Origin of the sequence: Ruegeria sp. HKCCSP346, assembly GCF_017872595.1 — a bacterium.
GTDB lineage: Bacteria > Pseudomonadota > Alphaproteobacteria > Rhodobacterales > Rhodobacteraceae > Ruegeria.
Window position 1 is genome coordinate 34687 of record NZ_JAEDOT010000006.1, and the last position, 21881, is coordinate 56567.

Consider the following 21881-nt stretch of genomic DNA (forward strand, 5'->3'; position numbering starts at 1 on the left):
TGGCCTGTTTTAGCGCCTCGAGGGAAATTGAATCCGACATTGTCGACTTGAATCCAATTCGTAGTATGACAGAAAATCTGTATGAATTGAGTTGAGTAAAGGAACCGCATCATGCCTTTTGAAGTCTGGCTGGCCTTTGTGGCTGCATCTACGGCTTTGCTGCTGCTCCCCGGCCCGACGGTGTTGCTGGTTCTCAGCTATGCCCTGTCCAAGGGGCGCAGTGTCGCCGTCGCATCGGCCACGGGGGTGGCGGTGGGCGATCTTTTGGCCATGACCGCATCTTTGCTGGGGCTTGGCGCGCTTGTTCTGGCTTCGGCCACGTTGTTTTCCGTTCTCAAATGGGTGGGCGCGGCCTATCTGGTCTGGCTTGGGATCAAGCTGTTGCGCAGTGCGCCAGCCGGTGGATTGAACATGGTCGACACCGGGCGGGATGTCACAGCGCGCAGCGTATTTGGCCACGCAGCCGCCGTCACAGCCCTGAACCCGAAATCCATTGCCTTCTTCATTGCCTTTGTGCCGCAGTTCATACGCCCCGCTGAACCGCTTGGACCTCAGTTCGTCATCCTGATTGCCACATTCGTCGGGCTGGCCTGGTTGAACGCGTTGGCCTACGCCCTGTTGGCAGACAGGTTGCGGCGTTTGATCGGCCGCGCCAGCGTAATCACTGCGATGACACGGTTTGGCGGGTTGACCTTGATCGGCATGGGTATGGCCACGGCGGTCCTACGCCGACCGGCCTGACACCGCATCAGTCTTCGGCGTGCTCTTTCATGAATCCACGGATAAATCTGCGGATTTCGCGCGCAGCCGACGTGTCCAGCTCTTTGCAAAGCTCGACAAACGAGTCACGTTCATCCCTGTCGAGGCGTAAGACCAACTGACTGTTTTTCTTGGCCGATCCTTTGCCTTCATTCCTGGCCACGTGTATTTTTCCCAACGAAGTTAAGCTCTATCTGGCGATGCTGTGCATATCCATAGCATAGTTTTTGTCGTTATCGGGCACTTAACGGCAAGGACAGGACATTGACAATGAACCTTGCCACCTTCGGACCGTTCTTGAGCCAGCTCCTCGCAATTGAAGCCGACCGCGCCTGAGACACGGACATGTCGAATTGCAAACCAAACAGATTGCTCATTGCGCTACCGGAAATTCGAGCGTGGAACTGTTTGGAACAGGTGGCAGCAAGCAAGAAAATGGGTCGGAGACTTATCTTGGCCGGCGCACAAGTTGACTCGGTTTTTGGCCTGCTCAACGCTGCAACCTCACTCCCGTGCTGATCCAGCCGTGGAATTGTTCCTTGCATGGCCAACCCTGTTGGGCCAAACACAATACCTGTGTTTGACGCTAAAAGGTTGGTCCATGTCCAGAAACAAATCTGTCAAAGATTATATCCGAACCATCGTCGATTTCCCGCATGAAGGGATCATGTTTCGGGATGTGACAACCCTGTTTGCCGACCCCCGTGGGTTTCGGATGGCGATTGACCAGATGCTGCACCCCTATGCCGGTGAGCAGATTGACAAAGTGGTCGGGCTTGAAGCACGCGGGTTCATTCTGGGCGGTGCGATTGCACATCAGTTGAGCGTCGGTTTTGTCCCGATCCGCAAGAAAGGCAAACTGCCCGGCACGACAATCAGCCAGGACTACAAGTTGGAATACGGAGAGGCGATCGTCGAGATCCATGACGATGCCATCCAACCCGGCGAAAAAATTCTGGTGGTTGACGATCTGCTCGCCACGGGCGGAACTGCAGCGGCGGGCATCAAGCTGATCGAGCGGCTTGGGGGCGAAATCGTCTCGTGCGCCTTCATCATTGACCTGCCCGAGCTTGGCGGCAGTAAAGTGTTGGAAGAGATGGGCATGGACGTGCATGTCCTGTGCGAATTCGAAGGACTCTGACCAGGAGTTTTTCACAAAAACGTGACTGGAAGCTAAAAACCGGAAAGGCTTAGGCTGGTTTTCGCGCCGATCAAGCCGCAAAACGGATCAATATAAGTGATCTTGTGGTCAGGCTGTCCCGTACCCTGTGTGATGCTGCTTGAAGCATTTCAACCCAGGGAGTTTAGCTCATGTTCCGCAAATTCGCCGCCGCCGGTGTCGCCTCGATCCTCTTCAGCACTGCTGCATTCGCCGATGGTCACGGCAAGGACATTGTCGACACAGCCGTCGCCGCTGGCAGCTTTGAAACACTTGTCGCGGCAGTTCAGGCCGCCGAACTGGTGGACACACTTAAAGGCGAAGGCCCGTTCACCGTGTTTGCCCCCACCGATGATGCGTTCGCGGCTTTGCCAGAAGGCACCGTCGAAAACTTGCTGAAGCCCGAAAACAAGGATCAGCTGGTTGCCATTCTGACCTACCATGTCGTGCCGGGCAAAGTGATGTCAGGTGATCTGAGCGATGACATGACGGCTGCAACCGTACAAGGCGGCGATATTACGATCGATCTGGATTCGGGTGTGATGGTGAATGACGCCAACGTGGTTCAGGCCGACATCGAAACCAAGAACGGCGTGATCCATGTGATCGACAAGGTGATCCTGCCTGCATCGTAGGAATCAACCGGGCACGGTCCGACGTTCGGGCCGTGTTCACCCTTTCAGAACCGCGCCGGGATTCATGATGCCCTGCGGGTCCAATGCCCGCTTGATGGCCCGCATCGCGCCCAGCTTGGCTGGATCGCAGTAGCGTTCCAAATCGCTGGTCTTGAGGCGCCCGACCCCATGTTCGGCACTGACCGAACCGTCGAAGGAATCGACCAGATCATGGACGGCCTGCTTGATCGCGCCTCTTTGATCATCAAATTCCGATCGGTATCGCCCTTTGGGCGGGAACACGTTGTAATGCAGGTTGCCGTCACCAAGATGACCAAAGCAATTGATCCGGAAGGGCCCCAGGCGTGCAATCAATTCTCTGCCTTCGCAAATGAAATCGGGGATTCTGGAAATCGGGATCGAGATATCATGGCTCGACACTGACCCGATCAGACGATTGGCTTCGGGAATGCGTTCGCGCACCGCCCACAAATCGGCTCTCTGCGCTTCACTTTGGGCGATTACTCCGTCCTGAACCTGACCGAGTTCTTCAGCGCGAACAAAGAGTTCCTCCAACGCGGCAAATGGTGATTGCCCATCAGCCAGACCCAGCTCGATCAAAACGCTCCACTCCGGGGGCGAGGCGAACGGCTGACGGACATCCGGCAGAACCTCGGTCAGGAAATCAAGCCCTTGCCGGTGGATCAGTTCAAACGTGCTGACGGCCTCACCCACCTTGTCCCGCGCCAAAGCCAGCAGGTCGATCGCCGCTTCGGGAGAAGCCACCTGAAACACCGCGGTCCCGACACCGGTGGGTCGCGGGAACAGCTTCAGCGATGCGGCAGTGATGATCCCCAGCGTCCCCTCGGCCCCAATCAGCAGGTTGCGCAAGTCATAGCCGGTGTTGTCCTTTCGCAGCCGGCTGAGGCCATGCCAGATCTCACCACTGGGCAGCACCGCCTCAAGCCCCAGGCACAGGTCGCGCGCGTTGCCATACCGCAAAACGTTGACGCCCCCTGCGTTGGTCGACAGGTTGCCCCCGATCCGACAGGATCCCTGCGCCGCCAATGACAAAGGAAACAACCGGTTTACCGCCTCGGCTGCGGCCTGAACGTCTTGAAGAATAGCCCCGGCTTCGGCGACCAGAACGTTCTCGGTTGGAAAGACAGACCGGATGACGGTCATCCGTTCCAACGAGATCACCAACGGCGCAGGCCCCGCCGACATCACCTGCCCGCCGACCAGGCCAGTGCCGCCGCCATATGGAACAATCGGAACCTGTGCCTGTGCAGCCAATTTTACCAGCTGCGCCACCTCATCGGTGTTGCGCGGCAAGGCCAGCAGACCGACCCGTCCCGAAAAACGCCCGCGCGGTTCTTCCAAATACCGTTCCTCTACGGGGCGCAGCACACCGTCGCCCAGTTTCGAACGGAGCAGCGCGGCAAAACGGTCATCAGCGGGGTTCAAACTCATACGCCTCCAATGCCCAAGCGATGCGGTTGCCGCAAGCCTTATTCAAGATCAATCAGATAGCGCGGCTCAAGCACCACAACCGTGGGTCGGTCCGGAAGGTTCCGCAACGACACGGTGATCTCCGACACCCCGCCGCGCTCAACCGGAAATGTATCCCTGATATCCACTAGGAAGCGATCCAGCGAAAACTGCGAGAACCAGTGCATCGGAATGATGACAGAACTTTTCAGCCGTTTCAGAACCGCAATCATATCGGGCAGAGGCATCGTGGTCCCGCCATCCACGGCGGCCATGACCACATCCAGCCGCCCGAGCGCGGCAAACTGTTCATCCGAAGGGACATGATGCAAATGTCCCAGATGACCTATGCACAACCCCTCAACCTCGAACACAAAAATTGAATTGCCGCGTTCTTCGACCCCACCATATACAGACCGGATATCGGTCGAGACATTGCGCACCAGCATCTCACCCAGATCCAGATGATGCTCGATACCTTTCCCGAACTCTCCCCACCCCGGAAGAACATGCGGAATGGCCGGGTCGGGATGCGCCGTCCAATGCGTGCCGTGGGCGTGGTTCATCGTCACCACGTCGGGGATCAGGTTTGCGCTGCCGATAAATCCGGTAAAATCCGTCACCGCATTCAGCCCGCCGCGGGTCTGGATCATGAAAGACGCATGCGCGATATAGCTGATCCGCACCGAGAATTCCGGCACCGGATCCTGCCAGGCCGCCCTGTGCAGATACTCGATTCCGGGCGCCGCATCGGCAATGGCGACACAATGACTTGGCCGTCGCTCCTGCGCAGCGGCCCCGCCCGAAATCACCATCAATGCCGCAATCAACCAGCGCATACCCCGAGTGTAGCGCAGAAAGACAACAAGTCATGCCCCTTGTTCATCTGGCCCCAAATATCCCGGGGGAGGCGCGGCTTGCCGCGACGGGGGCAGCGCCCCCTATCCCGCGTCGGTTTTTCCACGCCGGTCAGACCGCAGGCTGGCATACAGAACATGCGTCCGCCACCGCCCGTTGATTTGCAAATACGACTGCGCCACGCCCTCGTATTTAAAGGCCGAGCTTTCCAGCAACCCGCGCGACGCCCGGTTTTCCGGCAGGCAGGCGGCTTCAATCCGGCTCAGGTCCAAACGGGTAAAGGCATGGTGAACCATCGCGCCGATGGCTTCACGCATATACCCTTGTCGGGCAAAAGCCTGACCGGTCCAGTACCCCAATGTGCCCGCCTGTGCGGGACCGCGCCGAATGTTGTCCAGCGTGATGGCCCCAACCAACACGTCATCTTCACGGCGAAACAGAAAAAGCGGAATTGCCGTCCCGGCCGCTACCGAACGTTGTGCCCAATACACACGGTTGGTAAAGGATTTGCGGCTCAGGTGGTCCTTGGCCCAGATCGGCTCCCAAGGCGTCAGGTAATCTTTCGAGGCCCGCCGCAACGCGGCCCAATCGTTGAAGTCGGAATGTACAGGCGGGCGCAGGCTGAGCCGCGCAGTCTCGAGTTTCAGCTTGCGTCTGCCCAACAGCATCACGCCGCGCGCCTCTCCTGTAGTTCGGCCAATGTCGGCGCCCCCGAAACCGGCCCGTACAGCGCCAAAGCGGCAGGTGCGTTGACGGCCATCTGCTCGGCAAATACGCGCACATTTTCGGTGCTGACCGCATCGATCTTGGCCACCGTATCTTCCAGAGACGGGACCCGCCCCCAGATCTGAACCAGCCGCGCCAGCCGTTCGGCCCGGTTTGACGGGCTTTCCAGCCCCATCAACATCCCGGCTTTCATCTGCGCACGGGCACGGGCAACCTCTTCCGTGGTCATGTCCTCTGCTGCGCGCTTCATCTCGTCGATGGTGATGGTGGCAAGCTCTGCCACCTGATCTGCCGAGGTACCGGCGTAGATCGTCGTCGTACCGGTATCCGCATAGGCACCAGTCTGGGCAAAGATCGTATAGCAGAGCCCGCGTGTTTCACGCACCTCCTGGAACAGCCGTGAGGACATGCCGCCACCCAGAGCCGTCGAATATATCTGCGCCGTATAGATCGCATCGTCGCGATAGCCCGGGCTTTCCAGCGCAAGTGCAAAATGGGCCTGCTCCAGCTTTTTCTCCTGCCGTGCTTCACCACCGGTAAAGCGCGCAGGGTCAGCGATCAGCCCGGTGCGTGGTTGCAGATGACCGAACATCTCTTCGGCCATTTTTATCAGCTGATCGTGATCCACGGCACCGGCAGCGGACAGGATCATCTGATCGGGGCCATAATGCTCTGCTACGAAGCCAGAGAGGTCTTCTCGTGAAAACGCACTGACCCGTTCGGATGGTCCCAGAATGGTTCGGCCCAAAGGCTGGTCGTGATAGCTCTGCTCCTGCAACCAGTCAAAGATCACATCGTCGGGCGTGTCATAGGCCTGGCCGATCTCCTGAAGGATCACGCCGCGCTCAACCTCGATTTCGCGCGGGTCGAAAACCGGGTTCAGAACGATGTCGCCGATCACGTCCATCGCCAGCGCCACGTCGTCCTTCAGAACGCGCGCGTAATAGGCCGTTACCTCGCGCGATGTATAGGCGTTGATATACCCGCCCACATCCTCGATCGCCTCGGCGATTTGCAGCGCCGAACGGCGCTCTGTTCCCTTGAACGCCATATGTTCAAGGAAATGCGCGATTCCGTTCTGTTCGATCCGCTCATGCCGCCCACCGGCGGTTACCCAGATGCCGATGGCCGCAGATTGCAGCCCCGGCATATGTTCACTGACGATACGAAACCCGTTCTTCAGTTGGTCTTGTCTGACAGTCACTCAGCGATGTGCCTTTTTATATGATCCTCAAGGGCACCCAGATCATTGGCGATGCGGGTCACCCGTTCCGGACGTTCATACAGATCAGACATGCGGGATGGAAGAGGTGGATGCACGTCGCTCGCCCTCTCGACCGCCGCAGGGAACTTGGCGGGATGCGCGGTCGCCAAGGTGATCATCGGGGTATCGGTGGCACGGTGGTCTTCGCCGACCTTGATCCCGACCGCAGTGTGCGGGCAGACCAGTTCCGCGCTGTGTGCAAGCGTATGCCGGATCGTCGCCAGCGTTTCCTCCTCGGACACTCGGCCCGAGTCGAAACTCTCGCGCAGCGCTTCCATCGCGCCCTGGCTGACATTGAAGCCGCCGGACTTGAGCTCATCCATCAACTGCGCCACGGCACCGCCGTCCTCGCCATAGGCGTAATACAACGCCCGCTCAAAGTTCGAGCTGACCTGAATGTCCATCGACGGGCTGATCGAGGGGATGGTGTCGCCCTTGAAATACCCCTCACCCGACAGACAGCGGTGCAGGATGTCATTCTGGTTGGTTGCAACGACCAGACGGTCGATGGGCAAGCCCATGCGCTTGGCCAGATAGCCTGCGAAGATGTCGCCGAAATTGCCGGTCGGCACGGTGAAACTGACCTTGCGGTGCGGCGCGCCGAGGCTGACGGCGGCCGAGAAATAATAAACGATCTGCGCCAGCACCCGGGCGAAGTTGATCGAGTTCACACCTGCCAGCTTGACCCCGTCGCGGAAGTCGAAATCGTTGAACATATCTTTCAGCGCGGCCTGACAATCATCGAAATCGCCGTCCACGGCCAGAGCATGAACGTTGCTGTCCGCAGGCGTCGTCATCTGGCGACGCTGCACCTCGGACACGCGGCCATGCGGGAACAGGATGAACACATCCACGGCATCCAGCCCCCGGAACGCCTCAATCGCGGCAGAACCGGTGTCGCCGCTGGTCGCGCCCACGATGGTCACGCGGTCATTGCGCCGTTTCAGGGCCACTTGGAACAACTGGCCGATCAACTGCATGGCAAAGTCTTTGAATGCCAGCGTGGGGCCGTGGAAGAGCTCCAGCAAGAAGTGATTCTCGTTCAGCTGCTTCAGCGGCGCGCGGGCGTCATGACCAAAACCCTCGTAGGCACGCGCGATGATCTGCTTGAACTCATCCTCGGCAAAGGAGCCGCTGACATAGGGCCACATCACACGGAACGCGATGTCCTCATAGGGCAGACCAGCAAGCGCCGCGATCTCGTCATGGCTCATCACTGGGATCTCAACGGGCAGATAAAGCCCCCCATCGCGGGCCAATCCGGTCAGCATCGCCTCTTCAAAGGTCAGTTCTGGCGCTTGGCCACGGGTCGAGATGTATTTCATTGCTCTTCACTCTCAGAAGGGGCGCGATTGCGCCACAGGAAATAACCGGTCATCACAGCCCAAACCAGAGCCAAGCCAAACCAGGTGATTGCATATTGCAGGTGATCGTTTGGAATCCCGGCCGTATCCACCGGCAAAGGCGTCACGTTCGGGTCGGTCTGAGACCGCGCAATCAGCAACACCGGTTCGGCCCCCAGCGCGGCGGCCAGATTGGGCACGTCCCGGGCAAACCAGATGTTGTCGTCAATATCGGGCTCGGGCGTATAGCTGTCGACCTCATCCGGCCAGTGCAGGTTGCCGGTGATCTCCATCGGACCGGTCAGACGCGACGCCTGTTTTGCAGTTGTCGGCACAAACCCCCGATCGACCAGAATTGTGCGGTCCTCGGTGCTGAACGATTGGATGATGCGATACCCTGCCCCGACCTGTTTGACCGAAACAAGAACATGGATTTCGCCTGGTTCCATCTCACCCGAAACCGTTATCGGAAGGTATTTGTCGGTGTCCTCTGAAACCTGCCGGGGCAAGGCGATAGGGTCGGCTGAAATGCGACTTTCAATCTCTGCCAACAGCTCCTGTTTCCAGGCCAGACGCTGCATCTGCCAGATCCCCAGCGACAGCAGAACGCCCAAACCGGCGAGGCCGAAGATCAGCAGGAACAGAATGCGGCGCATGGCAGGGTCGAACCTCGTTTCAGGAACCGGCGTCTTGTTAAGGGGCGTGTGGGCCAAATTGCAACCACGCAATTGTATGGGGCGCAATCTTGCGCCCGGAACAGAGAAAAAGCCGCCCCTCAAGGGCGGCTTTAGCAATTTGATGAGCTGATCGAGCTTACATCAGCGGGGCCTGTCCCCAGATGTAGACTGCAAAAAACAGGAACAGCCAGACAACGTCAACGAAATGCCAGTACCAGGCCGCCGCTTCGAACCCGACATGCTTTTCCGGTGTGAAGTCGCCTTTGAGGGCCCGGATCAGGCAGACCGACAGAAAGATGGTGCCGATGATGACGTGGAAACCATGGAAACCGGTCGCCATGAAGAAGTTCGAATAGAACTGATCATCGCCAAATTTCCAGCCTTCATGGGCCAGCAGCTCATAGTATTCGAACGCCTGCAAACCGGTAAAGGCAATGCCCAGAACGATACCGATGGCCAGACCGTTGATCAGCGCTTTGCGGTCGTTGTCATGCACCAGCGCGTGGTGGGCCCAGGTGATAGCACAGCCCGACAGCAGCAGAACCAGCGTGTTGATCAGCGGCAGGTGGAACGGGTCAACCGCGTGGATGTCCGGCTGGATGTATTCGGTGCCGGCATAGTCGTACATCGGGTACATGCGATGTTTGAAGAACGACCAGAACCAGGCAAAGAAGAACATCACCTCGGACATGACGAACAGGATGAAACCGTACCGCAGACCGATGCGAACCACAGGGGTGTGATCCCCCTGGCGGCTTTCGACAACAACTTCGGACCACCAAGCGAACATGGTGTAAAGAACTGCGACCAGACCGGCCCAGAACATCCACGGGGTCAATCCGTGCATCCAAAGGACGGCTCCGAACAACATCACAAAGCCGCCGACAGCTCCGATCAGAGGCCAGATCGACGGGGCCAGAATGTGATAATCATGGTTTTTAGCGTGTGCCATCAGCGTCCCTCACCTACAGGCGTTAGTTCGTGTTTGTTTCTGCCTGCGCTTCAAGGGCGGCATAGCCCTCTGGCAGGTCAATTTCGTAGAATGTATACGACAGCGTGATCGTATGAACATACTTTGCTTCAAGATCTTCGACCATTTCAGGATCGACGAAGAAGGTCACCGGCATCTCTACCCGCTCGCCGGGTTGCAGCACCTGCTCTTCAAAGCAGAAACAGGCAATTTTTTGAAAATACCCGCCCGCCGAATAGGGTGCCACATTGTATGAGGCCTGACCCGCTATTGGACGATCCGTTGGGTTGTAGGCCTCATAGAAAGCCAGTCCGGTCTCGCCGATGCGCACTTCCATCTCGCGAACGACCGGTTTGAATTCCCAGGCCATGTTTTTGGCCTTGGACGCATCAAACCGTACGGTGACCGTGCGGTCCAGAATGTCTTCGGGGGCGGCTTCGGCCACACCGGTTGTACCGCCAAATCCGGTCACGCGGCAGAACCAGTCGTAGAATGGTACCGCCGCCCAGGCCAGGCTACCCATCAGGACAACCACACCCACGGTTTGAGCGACCGTTTTCTGTGGACCAGACAAAGCCATCAGTTCTGGATCTCCTGTGTGGCCATGTTGAAGTCAGTACCCGAGACCTTGACGATCGTCAGGCCGAAAATGATCACGATAAAGGCAGCCAGCGTCAGGCCGACGCCCAGATTGCGGCTGAACCGACGCTGATGCAGTTCATGGCTTTTGCGCAGGCTCATGACCATCCTCCCAAACCATAGGGTTTCAGCAAGGCTTCGGCCAGAATAGCGCCGAAATGCAGGAAGAGGTAGAGCAGCGAAAGCTTGAAAAAGCTGCGTTCGACCTTGAAATTATCGGCCTCCGAGTCATCCTCGGTCCGACGTGAAATTTGCCAGGCGCCGCGCAGGAACAACGCGTTCAACACCAAAGCCACGGTCAGATAGATGGGACCACCGATGCCAGAGAACGCGGTTCCCACCGCCAGTATCGCCAGCAGGGCCGTATAGACGAGAATGTGTACACGCGTCGCACGGCGACCATGCGTGACGGTCAGCATAGGCACGCCCGCGTCATCATAGTCCGAGCGCATGAACAGCGCGAGTGCCCAGAAATGCGGCGGTGTCCACATGAAGGTCAGGGCGAACATCAGCCACGGTTCAACCTCCATGGACCCGGTAGCAGCCACCCAGCCGATCACCGGAGGGAAAGCGCCCGCCGCACCACCGATCACGATGTTCTGTGGTGTCGAGCGCTTCAGCCACATCGTGTAGACAACGACATAGAAAAAGATTGTGAAGCCCAGAAACGCACCTGCGAACCAGTTGGTCGCAAGGCCCAGCATGATCACCGACAGGCCCGACAGGGTCAGGCCGATGGCCATCGCCTCACCCTCCTCTACCTTGCCGGAGGGGATCGGGCGACCTTTGGTGCGTTTCATCACCTTGTCGATATCCGCATCCCACCACATGTTCAGCGCACCCGATGCGCCGCCACCGATGGCGATGAACAGAATGGCGCAAAACCCGACAAAGGGGTGGACCGGAACCGGGGCCGCCAGAAGACCGACCAGCGCCGTGAACACGACCAGAGACATCACGCGCGGCTTCAGCAAGGCGAAGTAATCGCCAAAGCTGGCCTCGTCCGCGTGGGCGGTCGCTGTGCTGGCATTGATGCTTGCGTCGGTCATCTCGGGTCCTTTTGGGGCGAAAGCTGCGCGGTCAGCCCGCACAGCCTGCATTTCGTGTCAGGCGGGCTTTTACCCGCCCTCAGTGTGCTCAGTTCGATGCAACCTGATAGCTTTGCGGCAGACCGGCATATTCTTCGATCGCACCTTGCAGCCACTGGTCATACGCTTCTTGGCTGACGACTTTCACGGTGATCGGCATATAAGCGTGGTCTTTGCCGCAGAGTTCCGAACACTGACCGAAATAGATGCCTTCCTTCTCGGCCTCGAACCAAAGTTCCGCCAGACGCCCGGGCACGCCATCCTGCTTCACGCCGAAGGACGGGATAGTCCAGGAGTGAATCACGTCAGATGCGGTAACCTGCATCACGACAACCTTGCCAACCGGTACAACAACGGCAGTGTCGGTGGCCAGCAGCCATTCGTCTTCGCTGTAACCCGCATCTGCCAGCTTGGCGCGCATGGCATCATCCAGAACAAACGGGGTCACGTCGGCGTCAGCCGGGCGCGCGCCCTCGTCCAGAGTGGCCGGATGGCCCAGCAGGTAGCTGTCAAAGGCAAAATCGTGATCAACATATTCATAGGTCCAGTACCACTGGTTGCCCACGACTTTGATGGTGATGTCGCCTTCCGGAATTTCCTGCTGTTTGAACAGAACCGGCAACGAAAACGCACCGATGAAGACCAGAATCAGGATCGGGCCAAGGGTCCATGCAATCTCAACCGGGGTGTAGTGTGAAAAACGCGCCGGTTTCGGGTTAACGCGTTCGTTGTAACGCACGATGCAATAAACCAGCAGGCCGGCAACCAGCAGGCAGATGACGGTGATGATCACCAGAATCATGCCGTCCAGACGCTGAATTCCCGTGGCAAGGCTGGTGGCCGCGGGCTGAAAGCCCATACCGCCGTCAACCGGCTTGCCAATAATCTCAAGCTCCTGAGCCATGGCTGGAAGGCTGGAGAGGGCTGTCATAAACCCTGAAAGCATCAAAGCATTCTTCATGTTCTGTCCTGATCGTTTGATCTTTGCGTCCCTGGCGAAAAGGTGTGAATCGGTCGCACCTCTCCCGTTGTCTTTGGCCGCGTTAAAAACCATATTCCGTCGGGTAGATAAAGCAAAATGCTTGCGTCAAACAGACGCTATTTTTGATCTGGATCAAACCCGAAAGGTCGCAACCCATGTCCGACGCCCCGTTTCGCCCGTTTGAAAGCGCTCTACCACACGATGAAGCGCTTGCCATTTTGCGCTCGGCCACGGACGGGGCCGAGGACGGAGAGCTGTTTGTCGAGCGGCGAAAATCCGAGTCTCTCGTGTTCGATGACGGCCGTCTGCGCACCGCGTCTTACGATGCGTCGGAAGGGTTCGGGCTGCGTGCCGTACAAGGTGAAGTGGCTGGATATGCGCATTCCACAGACGTCTCGATTCCTGCCCTGAAACGGGCGGCGGAAACAGCAAGACTGGCTGTCGGGGATGGCGGCGGGGTCTTGGCGGATGCTCCGCGCTCCACCAATACGCGCCTCTATACGGACGAAGACCCGATTGATTCTGCCGCTTTCCCGGTCAAGATCGAGACATTGCGTGAGATCGACGCCTTCGCCCGCGATCTGGACCCGCGTGTGGTTCAGGTCAGCGCCACGATCGCGGCAGCCGTGCAAGAGGTCGAGATTCTGCGCCCCGATGGTGTGATGGTCCGCGATGTGCGCCCCATGACCCGCGTGAACGTGTCGGTCATTGTCGAACAGAACGGACGCCGCGAAAGCGGATCCGCCGGTGGTGGTGGCCGGGTTGGCCTGAGCGGGTTGATCGACCCCGCCGACTGGCAGGCCAAGGCCCGCGAAGCCCTGCGTATCGCACTAGTCAACCTGGACGCGGTTCCTGCACCGGCCGGTGTCATGGAAGTCGCGCTTGGCCCCGGCTGGCCGGGCATCCTGCTGCACGAGGCCATCGGCCACGGCCTGGAAGGCGACTTCAACCGCAAGGGCAGCTCGGCCTTTGCCGGGTTGATGGGGCAGCAGATTGCTTCGAAAGGCGTGACCGTGGTGGATGACGGCACGATTGCCGATCGTCGCGGCTCGATCACCGTGGATGATGAGGGCACGCCCAGCGCGCGCACGGTGCTGATCGAAGACGGTATATTGACCGGATACATGCAGGACCGCCAGAATGCGCGACTGATGGGGGTTGCTCCTACGGGTAACGGGCGGCGGCAGAGCTATGCGCACAAACCCATGCCGCGCATGACCAACACGATCATGCTGGGTGGCGAAGCCGACCCGCAGGCCCTGGTGGCTGATATCAAGGACGGCATCTGGGCCGTTGGATTCGGCGGGGGTCAGGTGGACATCACCAACGGCAAGTTCGTTTTCTCGTGCACCGAGGCATATCGTGTCGTAAACGGCAAAATCGGCGCGCCGGTCAAGGGCGCCACGTTGATCGGTGACGGGCCGTCGGCCTTGAAACGCATCCGCGGGCTGGGTAACGATATGGCGCTGGACCCAGGTATGGGAACCTGTGGCAAGGACGGGCAATGGGTGCCGGTGGGTGTTGGCCAGCCGACCGTGCTGATGGACGGGCTGACTGTCGGTGGTTCGGCCGCCTGAGTCGGAAGCGGCGCATTCCCGGAGGCGCAGGGTTAACCCAGCGTCTCTTTTTTTGCGAAAATTGCCTTAGGCGACCAAAGCGCCCTTTCTGACTGAGCATTATTTATTTTGCTTATTATCAATGTGTTCTATGCTTTTCTCTGACAGAATTGCAAAAAAACAGTTCTAATTTTCGACGATTCACAAGCTGTTAACTGCCTGTCCCGTAAACCAGTTCTGCAACAAGGCGGAGCAACGGATGACCGAAGAGCAGCTTTCTTCCAATCACCCCCCACTCCCACCCACCACGGAAGAGGACCGGTTCTCGTGGCTTCGTCTGTTGCGTTCTCGCAAGGTCGGTCCGGCGACATTTCGTCGGCTGCTTCGCGAACATGGCTCAGCGCAGAACGCGCTGGCCGCGCTGCCTGAAATGGCACGCGCCGCCGGTATAAAAGGGTATGAAACCTGCCCCCCCGGCGTGATCGAGGCGGAACTCAGGGCCGCAAAAGCCGCTAAAGCGCGGCTTTTGTGCCTTGGGTCCGCTGATTTCCCCGCGGCCCTGGCTGGACTCAACGAAGCCCCGCCGCTGCTTTGGGCGATCGGAGACGTTTCGCTGCTGCAAAAACCAACGATTGCGATGGTCGGCGCGCGAAACTGTTCCTCGCTCGGCGCGCGGATGGCACGTGGCCTGGCCACCGAACTGGGCAGCAAGGGGCACGTAATCGTCTCTGGCCTGGCGCGTGGCATCGATACAGCCGCACATATGGCCGCGCTGGAGACCGGCACCGTGGCAGTCATGGCCGGTGGCGTTGATGTGATCTATCCCGCCGAAAACACGGAACTGGCCCATGACATCGCGTCCCGCGGCTTACGGATTTCGGAACAACCGATGGGCGTAACACCCCAGGCCCGGCACTTTCCACGCCGAAATCGGATCATTTCGGGGCTTGCGCAGGCGGTTGTCGTCGTCGAGGCAGCCGCCAAGTCCGGCAGTCTGATCACGGCACGGGACGCACTGGATCAGGGGCGCGAGGTTCTGGCCGTTCCCGGCCATCCGTTCGACGCGCGGGCCGCCGGTTGCAATCTGTTGATTCGTGACGGCGCCACACTTGTCCGATCTGCTGAAGACGTTATTGAAGCCTTGCCGAGGCAGGACGACCTGATTTCCCGGCCAATCGAACCGCCCTCGGAACCAATCGTGCGTCCTGCAAGAGACCTGCACGAGCAAATCATCGCGCGGCTTGGCCCCTCGCCCATCGCCGAAGATCAATTGCTGCGGGATATCGCGGCCTCGGCCGGTGAGCTTGGACCGGCGCTGATCGACCTTGAACTTGATGGGCGAATCCAGCGTCAGCCCGGAGGTCTGTTGTCGCTGGCAAGTTGATCGTACCCTCGTTCCGGCGTGCCCGGTTTCTGAAGATTTGTGATAGCGCACTGAAATCACGGCGCTTTTCCACCGACGAAAGGAACGCATTGACAATTCCCGCTTGCCCCACACATTTTGCACCACCATAGAAGGCGCCAAATTCGTCGAGCGAGGTTTCCCCTTAAATGCCCGTAGTTGTTGTAGAATCTCCGGCCAAAGCAAAAACAATCAATAAATACCTGGGCCCCGACTACACGGTTCTGGCCTCTTACGGCCATGTGCGGGACCTGCCGCCAAAGGATGGATCGGTCGATCCTGAACATGACTTCTCGATGAAATGGGAGGTCGGGAACGACAGCCGCAAGCATGTCAAGGCCATTGCCGACGCGTTGAAAGAAGACAATGCGCTGATCCTCGCCACTGACCCCGACCGCGAGGGCGAGGCAATCAGCTGGCACTTACAGGAGGCGTTGACCAAACGCCGCTCGATCAAGAAGGATACGCCCGTCAGCCGCGTCACCTTCAACGCCATCACCAAGGACGCCGTGACCGAGGCGATGCAGAACCCGCGTCAGGTCGATATGCCGTTGGTCGAGGCCTACCTGGCCCGCCGCGCGCTGGATTATCTGGTGGGGTTCAACCTGTCTCCGGTTTTGTGGCGCAAACTGCCCGGTGCGAAATCGGCGGGTCGCGTGCAATCCGTCTGTCTGCGCCTGATCGTCGAGCGCGAGATGGAAATCGAGGCATTCAAGCCGGTGGAATACTGGTCGGTTCGGGCGCTGTTCGAGACACCGCGCGGGCAGACCTATGAGGCGCGTCTGGTCACGCTGGCCGGCAAGAAGCTGGACAAGCACGATCTGGCCAATGCGACACAGGCCGAGCTGGCGGTTCAGGCGATCACCAGCCGCGCGCTGAGCGTGACATCGGTCGAGGCCAAACCCGCCGCACGTAACCCAAGCGCTCCGTTCATGACCTCGACCCTGCAACAGGAGGCCAGCCGCAAATTCGGCATGGGCGCGCGCCATGCAATGCAGGTGGCGCAGCGGCTTTATGAAGCCGGATACATTACTTATATGCGGACCGACGGGATCGATATGGCGCCCGAAGCCGTGGCCGCGACCCGCGACGCCATCGCGGATCGCTACGGTGCAGAATATGTGCCGGACAGCCCGCGCATCTACAAGAACAAGGCCAAGAACGCGCAGGAAGCCCACGAGTGTATCCGACCGACGGATATGTCGCGCGACGCCAAGGCGCTGAAAGTGACAGACGAGGATCAGCGCAAGCTTTATGACCTGATCTGGAAACGCACCATCGCCTGTCAGATGGCTGCCGCACGTCTGGAGCGCACCACCGTCGAGATCGGCAGCGACGACGGTCAGGTCGGCCTTCGCGCCACGGGCCAGGTGGTAATGTTCGATGGGTTCATGCGGGTATACGAAGAAGGCCGGGATGACGTCGCGGACGAGGATGAAAAGCGCCTGCCACAGATCACGCAGGGCGATCCGGCCCGTTTTGCCAAAGCCTCTCTGAAGGATCAGTTTGCCAAGGCGACCAGCGACAGCGGTGACAAGATCGCGAAAGAAGCAATCCTGTCCGAGAACGAATCCGTTCTGGCCCTTCAACACCATACCCAACCGCCCCCGCGCTATACCGAGGCCACTTTGGTCAAACGGATGGAAGAGCTGGGGATCGGGCGCCCATCTACCTATGCCTCGATCGTGACGACGATCCAGGACCGGGAATATGTCCGCAAGGACAAGAACAGGCTAATCCCCGAGGAAAAGGGCCGGATCGTCACCATCTTCCTGCTGAACTTCTTCCGCCAGTATGTTGGCTACGAGTTCACCGCGAATCTGGAAGAGCAACTGGATGACGTCAGCGCCGGGGAGCGCGACTACAAGGATCTGCTGGGCAAGTTTTGGCGTGATTTTTCAGCCGCGATTGGCGAGACCTCCGAGCTCCGGATTTCGGAAGTGTTGGATAAGCTAGACGAAGCTCTGGCTCCGCAGCTGTACCCGCCGCGCGAGGATGGGTCCGATCCGCGTATCTGCCCGAAATGCGGCACCGGTCAATTGCACCTGAAGACCTCTCGTACGGGTGGGTTCGTCGGATGCGGGAACTATCCGGAATGTACCTATACGCGCCCGATTGCCGGTGAAGGCGCGGAAGGTGACGAAAGGCTGCTGGGCGAAGATGGCGGGGATGAGATCTGGCTGAAGTCCGGCCGGTTCGGCCCTTACGTTCAGCGGGGCGAACCCACGCCCGAGAACAAAAAGCCCCCGCGCGCATCCCTTCCGCGCGGGTGGAGCAAGGATGACATGGATCTGGAAAAGGCGCTGACGCTTCTGTCCCTGCCCCGTCAGATCGGCGAACACCCCGAAGGCGGCATGATCAGCGCGAATTTCGGGCGGTTCGGCCCCTACCTGATGCATCAGCTGCCGGAGGAGGCAAAGCCGGTCTACGCCAATCTGAAAGACCCCAATGACGTGTTCGAGATCGGCATGAACCGCGCCGTTGAATTGCTGGCCGAAAAGCGGGCAAACCCCGGTCGTGGACGGCGGGCCGCGGCGAAACCTCTGAAGGAGTTGGGTGAGCATCCCGATGGCGGCGCGATGCAGGTTCTGGACGGGCGCTATGGGCCTTATGTGAAATGGGAAAAGGTCAACGCGACGATCCCCAAGGACATCAAACCCGAGGACGTAACGCAGGAAATGGCCATCGAGCTTGTCAACGAGCGCGCTGCCAAAAAAGGCACCAAGAAGAAGGCCACGTCTAAAAAGAAAGCAACCATCAAGAAAGCAACAACCTAGTCTGACAGGTGGTCGGGGTTGAAACCCCCCCCACAATCGCCGTTTCGGCATTGCGGGGGGCTGTCAGCGAATTACCTGGGCTGAGGGCCGCACCGCACTTCGAGCGTCGTCTGCCAGTCTTCTGAGCTGCTTGAGCTAGGATAGTAGCCGGGTGCGCTGCCTGAGTTCTGGGCAGCAGCCGTCAGGACATCGATGATCAGGGCTGCATTCTTGTCCACCTCCTGATAGCCGGTATCGCTGGCCAGAACGAAGGCCTCTTTGCCCTGCTGTGCGCACCGTGCGTTGGCGGTTGAAATTGCAGATTCAAGTGAAGACTTCTCAGAATATCCAGTACCAACAACTTTGATCTTGTTATCATCGAGCTGAAGTACCGCCGCCTGATCAGGCTCACAGGCTGACAAAGTCAAAAGCGCAGCAGCTGCGGTTGCTCAGACCCAAATTCGTTTCATGTTTTCAACCTCCTATAAAAGTGCGGCGAACATGCAGAGCCACCCGATCAATTGCAACGGCCTTTTCCATTGGTAGAAATACGACCCAGCCTCCGGTTTCATTGACTTCCCTGTGACGCGACGGCACAACCAGCCCATCACCATGTCATTGGGGGAGTTTTCCATGAAGAAAGTCTATGCCAATGCCACCGAGGCGCTCGATGGGCTGCTGTCGGATGGCATGCTGATTGCCGCAGGCGGGTTTGGCCTGTGCGGCATTCCGGAATTGTTGCTTGAGGCCATCCGGGATTCGGGCGTCAAAGACCTGAGCTTTGCGTCGAACAATGCCGGTGTGGACGATTTCGGAATCGGCATCCTGTTGCAGACCAAGCAGGTCAAGAAGATGATCAGCTCGTATGTCGGTGAAAACGCCGAGTTCATGCGCCAGTATCTGAGCGGTGAGCTGGAGCTGGAATTCAACCCCCAGGGAACACTGGCCGAACGGATGCGCGCCGGTGGGGCGGGCATCCCGGGCTTCTACACCAAGACCGGCGTCGGCACCGTGATCGCTGAAGGGAAAGAGCACAAGGACTTCAACGGCGAGACCTACATTCTGGAAGAAGGCATTTTTGCCGATCTGGCCATCGTCAAAGCCTGGAAGGCTGACGACACCGGCAATCTGGTTTTCCGCAAGACCGCCCGTAATTTCAACGTTCCTGCCGCGACCTGCGGCAAGATCTGCGTGGCCGAAGTGGAAGAGATCGTTCCGCGTGGTTCGCTGGACCCCGACTGCATCCACCTGCCCGGTATCTATGTGCATCGCATCATTCAGGGCGAACACGAAAAGCGCATCGAACAGCGCACCACCCGCAAGAAGGAGGAAGCATAATGCCCTGGGACCGCAATCAGATGGCCGCACGCGCGGCAGAGGAACTGGAAGACGGCATGTATGTGAACCTGGGTATCGGGATCCCGACGCTGGTGGCAAACTATGTGGGTGACAAGGACATCACGCTGCAATCGGAAAACGGCATGCTGGGCATGGGCCCCTTCCCCTTCGAGGGCGAAGAAGACCCGGACCTTATCAATGCAGGCAAGCAGACGATCACCGAACTGTCCCGCACGGCCTATTTCGACAGTGCCACGTCCTTCGCCATGATCCGCGGCGGCAAGATCGCAGCGGCGATTCTGGGCGCCATGGAAGTGGATGAGAAAGGCGATCTGGCAAACTGGATGATCCCCGGCAAGCTGGTGAAAGGCATGGGCGGCGCGATGGACCTGGTTGCAGGCGTCGGCCGGGTGATTGTCGTGATGGATCACACCAACAAGCACGGCGACAGCAAGGTCCTGAAGGAATGCACCCTGCCACTGACCGGAAAGGGCGTCGTGGATCGCATTATCACCAATCTTGGTGTGCTGGATGTGGTTGAAGGCGGTCTGAAAATCGTCGAACTGGCGGAAGGTGTCAGCGAAGATGAGCTGCGCGCCGCAACGGAAGCGACAATCGTTTCCTGATCAAATGGAAAGGCCCGCCGGATCACGGCGGGCCTTGTTAGTTGGAAGTCTGAAAAACACAGCCATCGGAAATCAGGTCTGGCGGCGTTGCGCACAAAGCCCGCGCGATCTGAAACGCGGCGAGGACTTTTGGCACGTAGTCCCGGGTTTCAGCATAGGGTGGCACACCGCTGTGTTTGCGTACGGCCCCCTCTCCTGCGTTGTATCCAGCCAATACAAGTATTGGATCATTCCCGAACTCTTCCATCAGCCAGTTGAGGTATTTTACACCGCCCGCAATGTTCTCAGAGGGCTTAAGGCTGTCCTTTACCCCGAATCTGGCCGCTGTCGCGGGCATTAACTGCATAAGCCCCTGCGCGCCTGCGGAACTGACCGCGTCTGTACGCCCGGCCGATTCCACCGAGATGACCGCAAGCACCAGCGCAGGTGAAACATTGGTTCCCACAGTGGAACGAAGGATATCGATCCCGCGTTCCTTTGCGATATCTTGCAGCGATTGCAGTCGCGGTGATCTCACGTTGGTTGCGGCCAGGGCGCTGATCGCCGCGTCAAGCCTCCCGGCCCCACCTTCATCAATGTGCGGTGAAATCAAGTTCCAGAAAGCCTTGTACGATCCTTTGGGATCTCGTTTGACTTCCGCACCGGGCGCCGGCAGCGGAGCGACTTTGGTACGCGCGATGATTTCCGGCACCACCAGTTCAGTGCCCGTGCTGGGCGCTGAAGGGTTGGCTGCATGTTCTTCCGGAGTGATCTGCACGGTCACACGCGGACGTTCACCGGGTTTTGGGACTTTGACGCGCTTGTATACGCCGCGCGGCTCTGTCTCGGTCGCATTTACGGATGCAGTACCCGATATCAGAAACGCCAGCACACCGGCGCATTGAAGTGCGTTCCGGAGATTCATTTGCCTGCCTCATGTTTTCTTTTTAGGCGATTTGAACCCCGAATCTTCCCGCAAGGCCAGAAAAACAAAGCGAAATGGGGCAGTTTCGCCTCATTTGGCGCAATTTTGCATCGCTATAGGGCCTTTGCTTCAATCGTTGTGATTTTTTTATCTTTTATTTTCATTGTGTTATGAAAATTATAACCAAAAAGTTAAGCCATGCGAAAAAAAATCTGTGTTTGGCCCAATTCCTGCCACGCCCAACGGTCAAACATAGTCCCATACCGAGACGGACATGAGCGGACTGAGAGAGAAAGCTCTGAAAGACGCCTAGGTTTGTTAAACTCTTTTTGATCCTTTAGGAGGGACGTAACATGATCAAGTTCATCAAGAACTTCCGCAAAGACGAAGACGGCGCAGTAACAGTTGACTGGGTTGTTCTGACCGCAGCAGTCATCGGCCTGGCCGCCGTTGCATATCAGCAGATCTCGGCTGGCGCGACCGGCCTGGCAACAGACGTGAACACCGCCCTGAACGGCGCATCGCTGAGCACCGGCAGCAACACCGCGACAGGTGGTATCACCGGCGAAGGCAAAAACAACTAAGTTGCTGATCTAGAGAATTTCCAAGGCCGCGCTCATCGGGCGCGGCCTTTTTTTGTGATCTGAAACTGCTCCATCCCAAGTTCGCTGGAGCCTGCCCGCGCGCAAGTTGTGAAGGCAATCGCGACGATCATGGCGTTTTGCTGTA

Annotated in this window: 23 protein-coding genes; 9 read left to right on the forward strand and 14 right to left on the reverse strand. The window is 58.6% G+C overall.

Features of this window, described 5'->3' with window-relative positions; translation table 11 throughout:
• The first annotated feature begins 111 nt into the window (after positions 1–111).
• Positions 112–741: a LysE family translocator gene (locus I9185_RS15575; RefSeq protein ID WP_171636898.1), complete on the forward strand. Its 630-nt coding sequence runs from the start codon at positions 112–114 to the stop codon at positions 739–741.
• A gap of 7 nt (positions 742–748) precedes the next feature.
• Here the strand turns inward: I9185_RS15575 and I9185_RS15580 are convergent, their stop codons facing one another.
• Entirely contained in the window at positions 749–922 is a 174-nt protein-coding gene (locus I9185_RS15580; protein WP_210093516.1) for a hypothetical protein, read from the reverse strand.
• A gap of 438 nt (positions 923–1360) precedes the next feature.
• Here I9185_RS15580 and I9185_RS15585 point away from each other — a divergent pair, with 438 nt between their 5' ends.
• Both I9185_RS15585 and I9185_RS15590 read left to right on the forward strand, forming a co-directional pair.
• Positions 1361–1900 carry an adenine phosphoribosyltransferase gene (locus I9185_RS15585; RefSeq protein ID WP_171636894.1) on the forward strand — a complete coding sequence of 180 codons (540 nt, stop codon included), beginning with the start codon at positions 1361–1363 and terminating at the stop codon, positions 1898–1900.
• A gap of 170 nt (positions 1901–2070) precedes the next feature.
• Positions 2071–2553, forward strand: a complete 483-nt coding sequence (locus I9185_RS15590; RefSeq protein ID WP_117869700.1) for a fasciclin domain-containing protein — start codon at positions 2071–2073, stop codon at positions 2551–2553.
• 36 nt (positions 2554–2589) lie between these two features.
• Here I9185_RS15590 and I9185_RS15595 read toward each other — a convergent pair whose 3' ends face one another.
• The 11 genes from I9185_RS15595 to coxB all read right to left on the reverse strand — a co-directional run bounded on the left by I9185_RS15595 (position 2590) and on the right by coxB (position 12549).
• Positions 2590–4005: an FAD-binding oxidoreductase gene (locus tag I9185_RS15595; protein WP_171636892.1), complete on the reverse strand. Its 1416-nt coding sequence runs from the start codon at positions 4003–4005 to the stop codon at positions 2590–2592.
• Between the two features lie 38 nt (positions 4006–4043).
• Positions 4044–4862: an MBL fold metallo-hydrolase gene (locus tag I9185_RS15600; protein WP_210093517.1), complete on the reverse strand. Its 819-nt coding sequence runs from the start codon at positions 4860–4862 to the stop codon at positions 4044–4046.
• A 102-nt stretch (positions 4863–4964) separates the two neighbouring features.
• Positions 4965–5549: a GNAT family protein gene (locus I9185_RS15605; RefSeq protein WP_117869702.1), complete on the reverse strand. Its 585-nt coding sequence runs from the start codon at positions 5547–5549 to the stop codon at positions 4965–4967.
• Entirely contained in the window at positions 5549–6811 is a 1263-nt protein-coding gene (locus I9185_RS15610; RefSeq protein WP_209834968.1) for a pitrilysin family protein, read from the reverse strand. Before I9185_RS15610 ends, I9185_RS15605 begins: the two co-directional genes overlap by 1 nt.
• Positions 6808–8196 carry a threonine synthase gene (gene thrC / locus I9185_RS15615; protein WP_210093518.1) on the reverse strand — a complete coding sequence of 463 codons (1389 nt, stop codon included), beginning with the start codon at positions 8194–8196 and terminating at the stop codon, positions 6808–6810. The genes I9185_RS15610 and thrC overlap by 4 nt, the downstream gene beginning before the upstream one ends.
• Positions 8193–8870 carry an SURF1 family protein gene (locus I9185_RS15620; RefSeq protein WP_210093519.1) on the reverse strand — a complete coding sequence of 226 codons (678 nt, stop codon included), beginning with the start codon at positions 8868–8870 and terminating at the stop codon, positions 8193–8195. The genes thrC and I9185_RS15620 overlap by 4 nt, the downstream gene beginning before the upstream one ends.
• Before the next feature lie 157 nt (positions 8871–9027).
• Positions 9028–9843, reverse strand: coding sequence for a cytochrome c oxidase subunit 3 (locus I9185_RS15625; protein ID WP_152457261.1), 816 nt, complete (start codon positions 9841–9843; stop codon positions 9028–9030).
• A 22-nt stretch (positions 9844–9865) separates the two neighbouring features.
• Positions 9866–10441: a cytochrome c oxidase assembly protein gene (locus I9185_RS15630; protein ID WP_152457260.1), complete on the reverse strand. Its 576-nt coding sequence runs from the start codon at positions 10439–10441 to the stop codon at positions 9866–9868.
• Positions 10441–10602: a hypothetical protein gene (locus tag I9185_RS15635; RefSeq protein WP_171636882.1), complete on the reverse strand. Its 162-nt coding sequence runs from the start codon at positions 10600–10602 to the stop codon at positions 10441–10443. Before I9185_RS15635 ends, I9185_RS15630 begins: the two co-directional genes overlap by 1 nt.
• A complete protein-coding gene (gene cyoE, locus I9185_RS15640; RefSeq protein ID WP_171636880.1) occupies positions 10599–11549 on the reverse strand; it encodes a heme o synthase in 951 nt (316 codons plus the stop codon). Before cyoE ends, I9185_RS15635 begins: the two co-directional genes overlap by 4 nt.
• Positions 11550–11637: 88 nt before the next feature.
• Entirely contained in the window at positions 11638–12549 is a 912-nt protein-coding gene (coxB, locus tag I9185_RS15645; protein WP_171636878.1) for a cytochrome c oxidase subunit II, read from the reverse strand.
• 176 nt (positions 12550–12725) lie between these two features.
• Here coxB and tldD point away from each other — a divergent pair, with 176 nt between their 5' ends.
• From tldD to topA, 3 genes are all read left to right on the forward strand, one after another.
• On the forward strand, positions 12726–14147 hold the full coding sequence (gene tldD / locus I9185_RS15650) for a metalloprotease TldD (protein WP_171724428.1): 1422 nt from the start codon (positions 12726–12728) through the stop codon (positions 14145–14147).
• Between the two features lie 238 nt (positions 14148–14385).
• Positions 14386–15510: a DNA-processing protein DprA gene (dprA, locus tag I9185_RS15655; RefSeq protein ID WP_210093520.1), complete on the forward strand. Its 1125-nt coding sequence runs from the start codon at positions 14386–14388 to the stop codon at positions 15508–15510.
• A 167-nt stretch (positions 15511–15677) separates the two neighbouring features.
• Positions 15678–18305 (forward strand): type I DNA topoisomerase, encoded by a 2628-nt coding sequence (topA, locus tag I9185_RS15660; protein ID WP_210093521.1) that lies wholly within the window; start codon positions 15678–15680, stop codon positions 18303–18305.
• 71 nt (positions 18306–18376) lie between these two features.
• Here topA and I9185_RS15665 read toward each other — a convergent pair whose 3' ends face one another.
• The gene (locus I9185_RS15665; RefSeq protein WP_210093522.1) at positions 18377–18712 is read right to left on the reverse strand and encodes a hypothetical protein; all 336 of its coding nucleotides are present in this window, start codon (positions 18710–18712) and stop codon (positions 18377–18379) included.
• Positions 18713–18917: 205 nt separating this feature from the next.
• On the opposite strand from I9185_RS15665, the gene I9185_RS15670 reads away from it, so the two are divergent.
• The gene (locus I9185_RS15670; protein WP_171724430.1) at positions 18918–19622 is read left to right on the forward strand and encodes a CoA transferase subunit A; all 705 of its coding nucleotides are present in this window, start codon (positions 18918–18920) and stop codon (positions 19620–19622) included.
• Entirely contained in the window at positions 19622–20248 is a 627-nt protein-coding gene (locus tag I9185_RS15675) for a CoA transferase subunit B (protein WP_152457252.1), read from the forward strand. Before I9185_RS15670 ends, I9185_RS15675 begins: the two co-directional genes overlap by 1 nt.
• A gap of 37 nt (positions 20249–20285) precedes the next feature.
• On the opposite strand, the gene I9185_RS15680 is transcribed toward I9185_RS15675, so the two are convergent.
• Positions 20286–21152 carry a lytic transglycosylase domain-containing protein gene (locus I9185_RS15680; RefSeq protein ID WP_171636865.1) on the reverse strand — a complete coding sequence of 289 codons (867 nt, stop codon included), beginning with the start codon at positions 21150–21152 and terminating at the stop codon, positions 20286–20288.
• A gap of 353 nt (positions 21153–21505) precedes the next feature.
• Here I9185_RS15680 and I9185_RS15685 point away from each other — a divergent pair, with 353 nt between their 5' ends.
• Positions 21506–21736 carry a hypothetical protein gene (locus I9185_RS15685; RefSeq protein ID WP_210093523.1) on the forward strand — a complete coding sequence of 77 codons (231 nt, stop codon included), beginning with the start codon at positions 21506–21508 and terminating at the stop codon, positions 21734–21736.
• Positions 21737–21881 lie beyond the last annotated feature (145 nt).

Bases quoted from the DNA above. Each gene is read 5' to 3' on its own strand.
- cyoE (WP_171636880.1), bottom strand. From the start codon at position 11,549: ATGACCGACGCAAGCATCAATGCCAGCACAGCGACCGCCCACGCGGAC.
- I9185_RS15635 (WP_171636882.1), bottom strand. From the start codon at position 10,602: ATGAGCCTGCGCAAAAGCCATGAACTGCATCAGCGTCGGTTCAGCCGC.
- I9185_RS15625 (WP_152457261.1), bottom strand. From the start codon at position 9,843: ATGGCACACGCTAAAAACCATGATTATCACATTCTGGCCCCGTCGATC.
- coxB (WP_171636878.1), bottom strand. From the start codon at position 12,549: ATGAAGAATGCTTTGATGCTTTCAGGGTTTATGACAGCCCTCTCCAGC.
- I9185_RS15590 (WP_117869700.1), top strand. From the start codon at position 2,071: ATGTTCCGCAAATTCGCCGCCGCCGGTGTCGCCTCGATCCTCTTCAGC.
- dprA (WP_210093520.1), top strand. From the start codon at position 14,386: ATGACCGAAGAGCAGCTTTCTTCCAATCACCCCCCACTCCCACCCACC.
- I9185_RS15575 (WP_171636898.1), top strand. From the start codon at position 112: ATGCCTTTTGAAGTCTGGCTGGCCTTTGTGGCTGCATCTACGGCTTTG.
- I9185_RS15595 (WP_171636892.1), bottom strand. From the start codon at position 4,005: ATGAGTTTGAACCCCGCTGATGACCGTTTTGCCGCGCTGCTCCGTTCG.
- I9185_RS15630 (WP_152457260.1), bottom strand. From the start codon at position 10,441: ATGGCTTTGTCTGGTCCACAGAAAACGGTCGCTCAAACCGTGGGTGTG.
- I9185_RS15600 (WP_210093517.1), bottom strand. From the start codon at position 4,862: ATGCGCTGGTTGATTGCGGCATTGATGGTGATTTCGGGCGGGGCCGCT.
- I9185_RS15675 (WP_152457252.1), top strand. From the start codon at position 19,622: ATGCCCTGGGACCGCAATCAGATGGCCGCACGCGCGGCAGAGGAACTG.
- I9185_RS15670 (WP_171724430.1), top strand. From the start codon at position 18,918: ATGAAGAAAGTCTATGCCAATGCCACCGAGGCGCTCGATGGGCTGCTG.
- I9185_RS15680 (WP_171636865.1), bottom strand. From the start codon at position 21,152: ATGAATCTCCGGAACGCACTTCAATGCGCCGGTGTGCTGGCGTTTCTG.
- topA (WP_210093521.1), top strand. From the start codon at position 15,678: ATGCCCGTAGTTGTTGTAGAATCTCCGGCCAAAGCAAAAACAATCAAT.
- I9185_RS15605 (WP_117869702.1), bottom strand. From the start codon at position 5,549: ATGCTGTTGGGCAGACGCAAGCTGAAACTCGAGACTGCGCGGCTCAGC.
- thrC (WP_210093518.1), bottom strand. From the start codon at position 8,196: ATGAAATACATCTCGACCCGTGGCCAAGCGCCAGAACTGACCTTTGAA.
- I9185_RS15620 (WP_210093519.1), bottom strand. From the start codon at position 8,870: ATGCGCCGCATTCTGTTCCTGCTGATCTTCGGCCTCGCCGGTTTGGGC.
- tldD (WP_171724428.1), top strand. From the start codon at position 12,726: ATGTCCGACGCCCCGTTTCGCCCGTTTGAAAGCGCTCTACCACACGAT.
- I9185_RS15685 (WP_210093523.1), top strand. From the start codon at position 21,506: ATGATCAAGTTCATCAAGAACTTCCGCAAAGACGAAGACGGCGCAGTA.
- I9185_RS15585 (WP_171636894.1), top strand. From the start codon at position 1,361: ATGTCCAGAAACAAATCTGTCAAAGATTATATCCGAACCATCGTCGAT.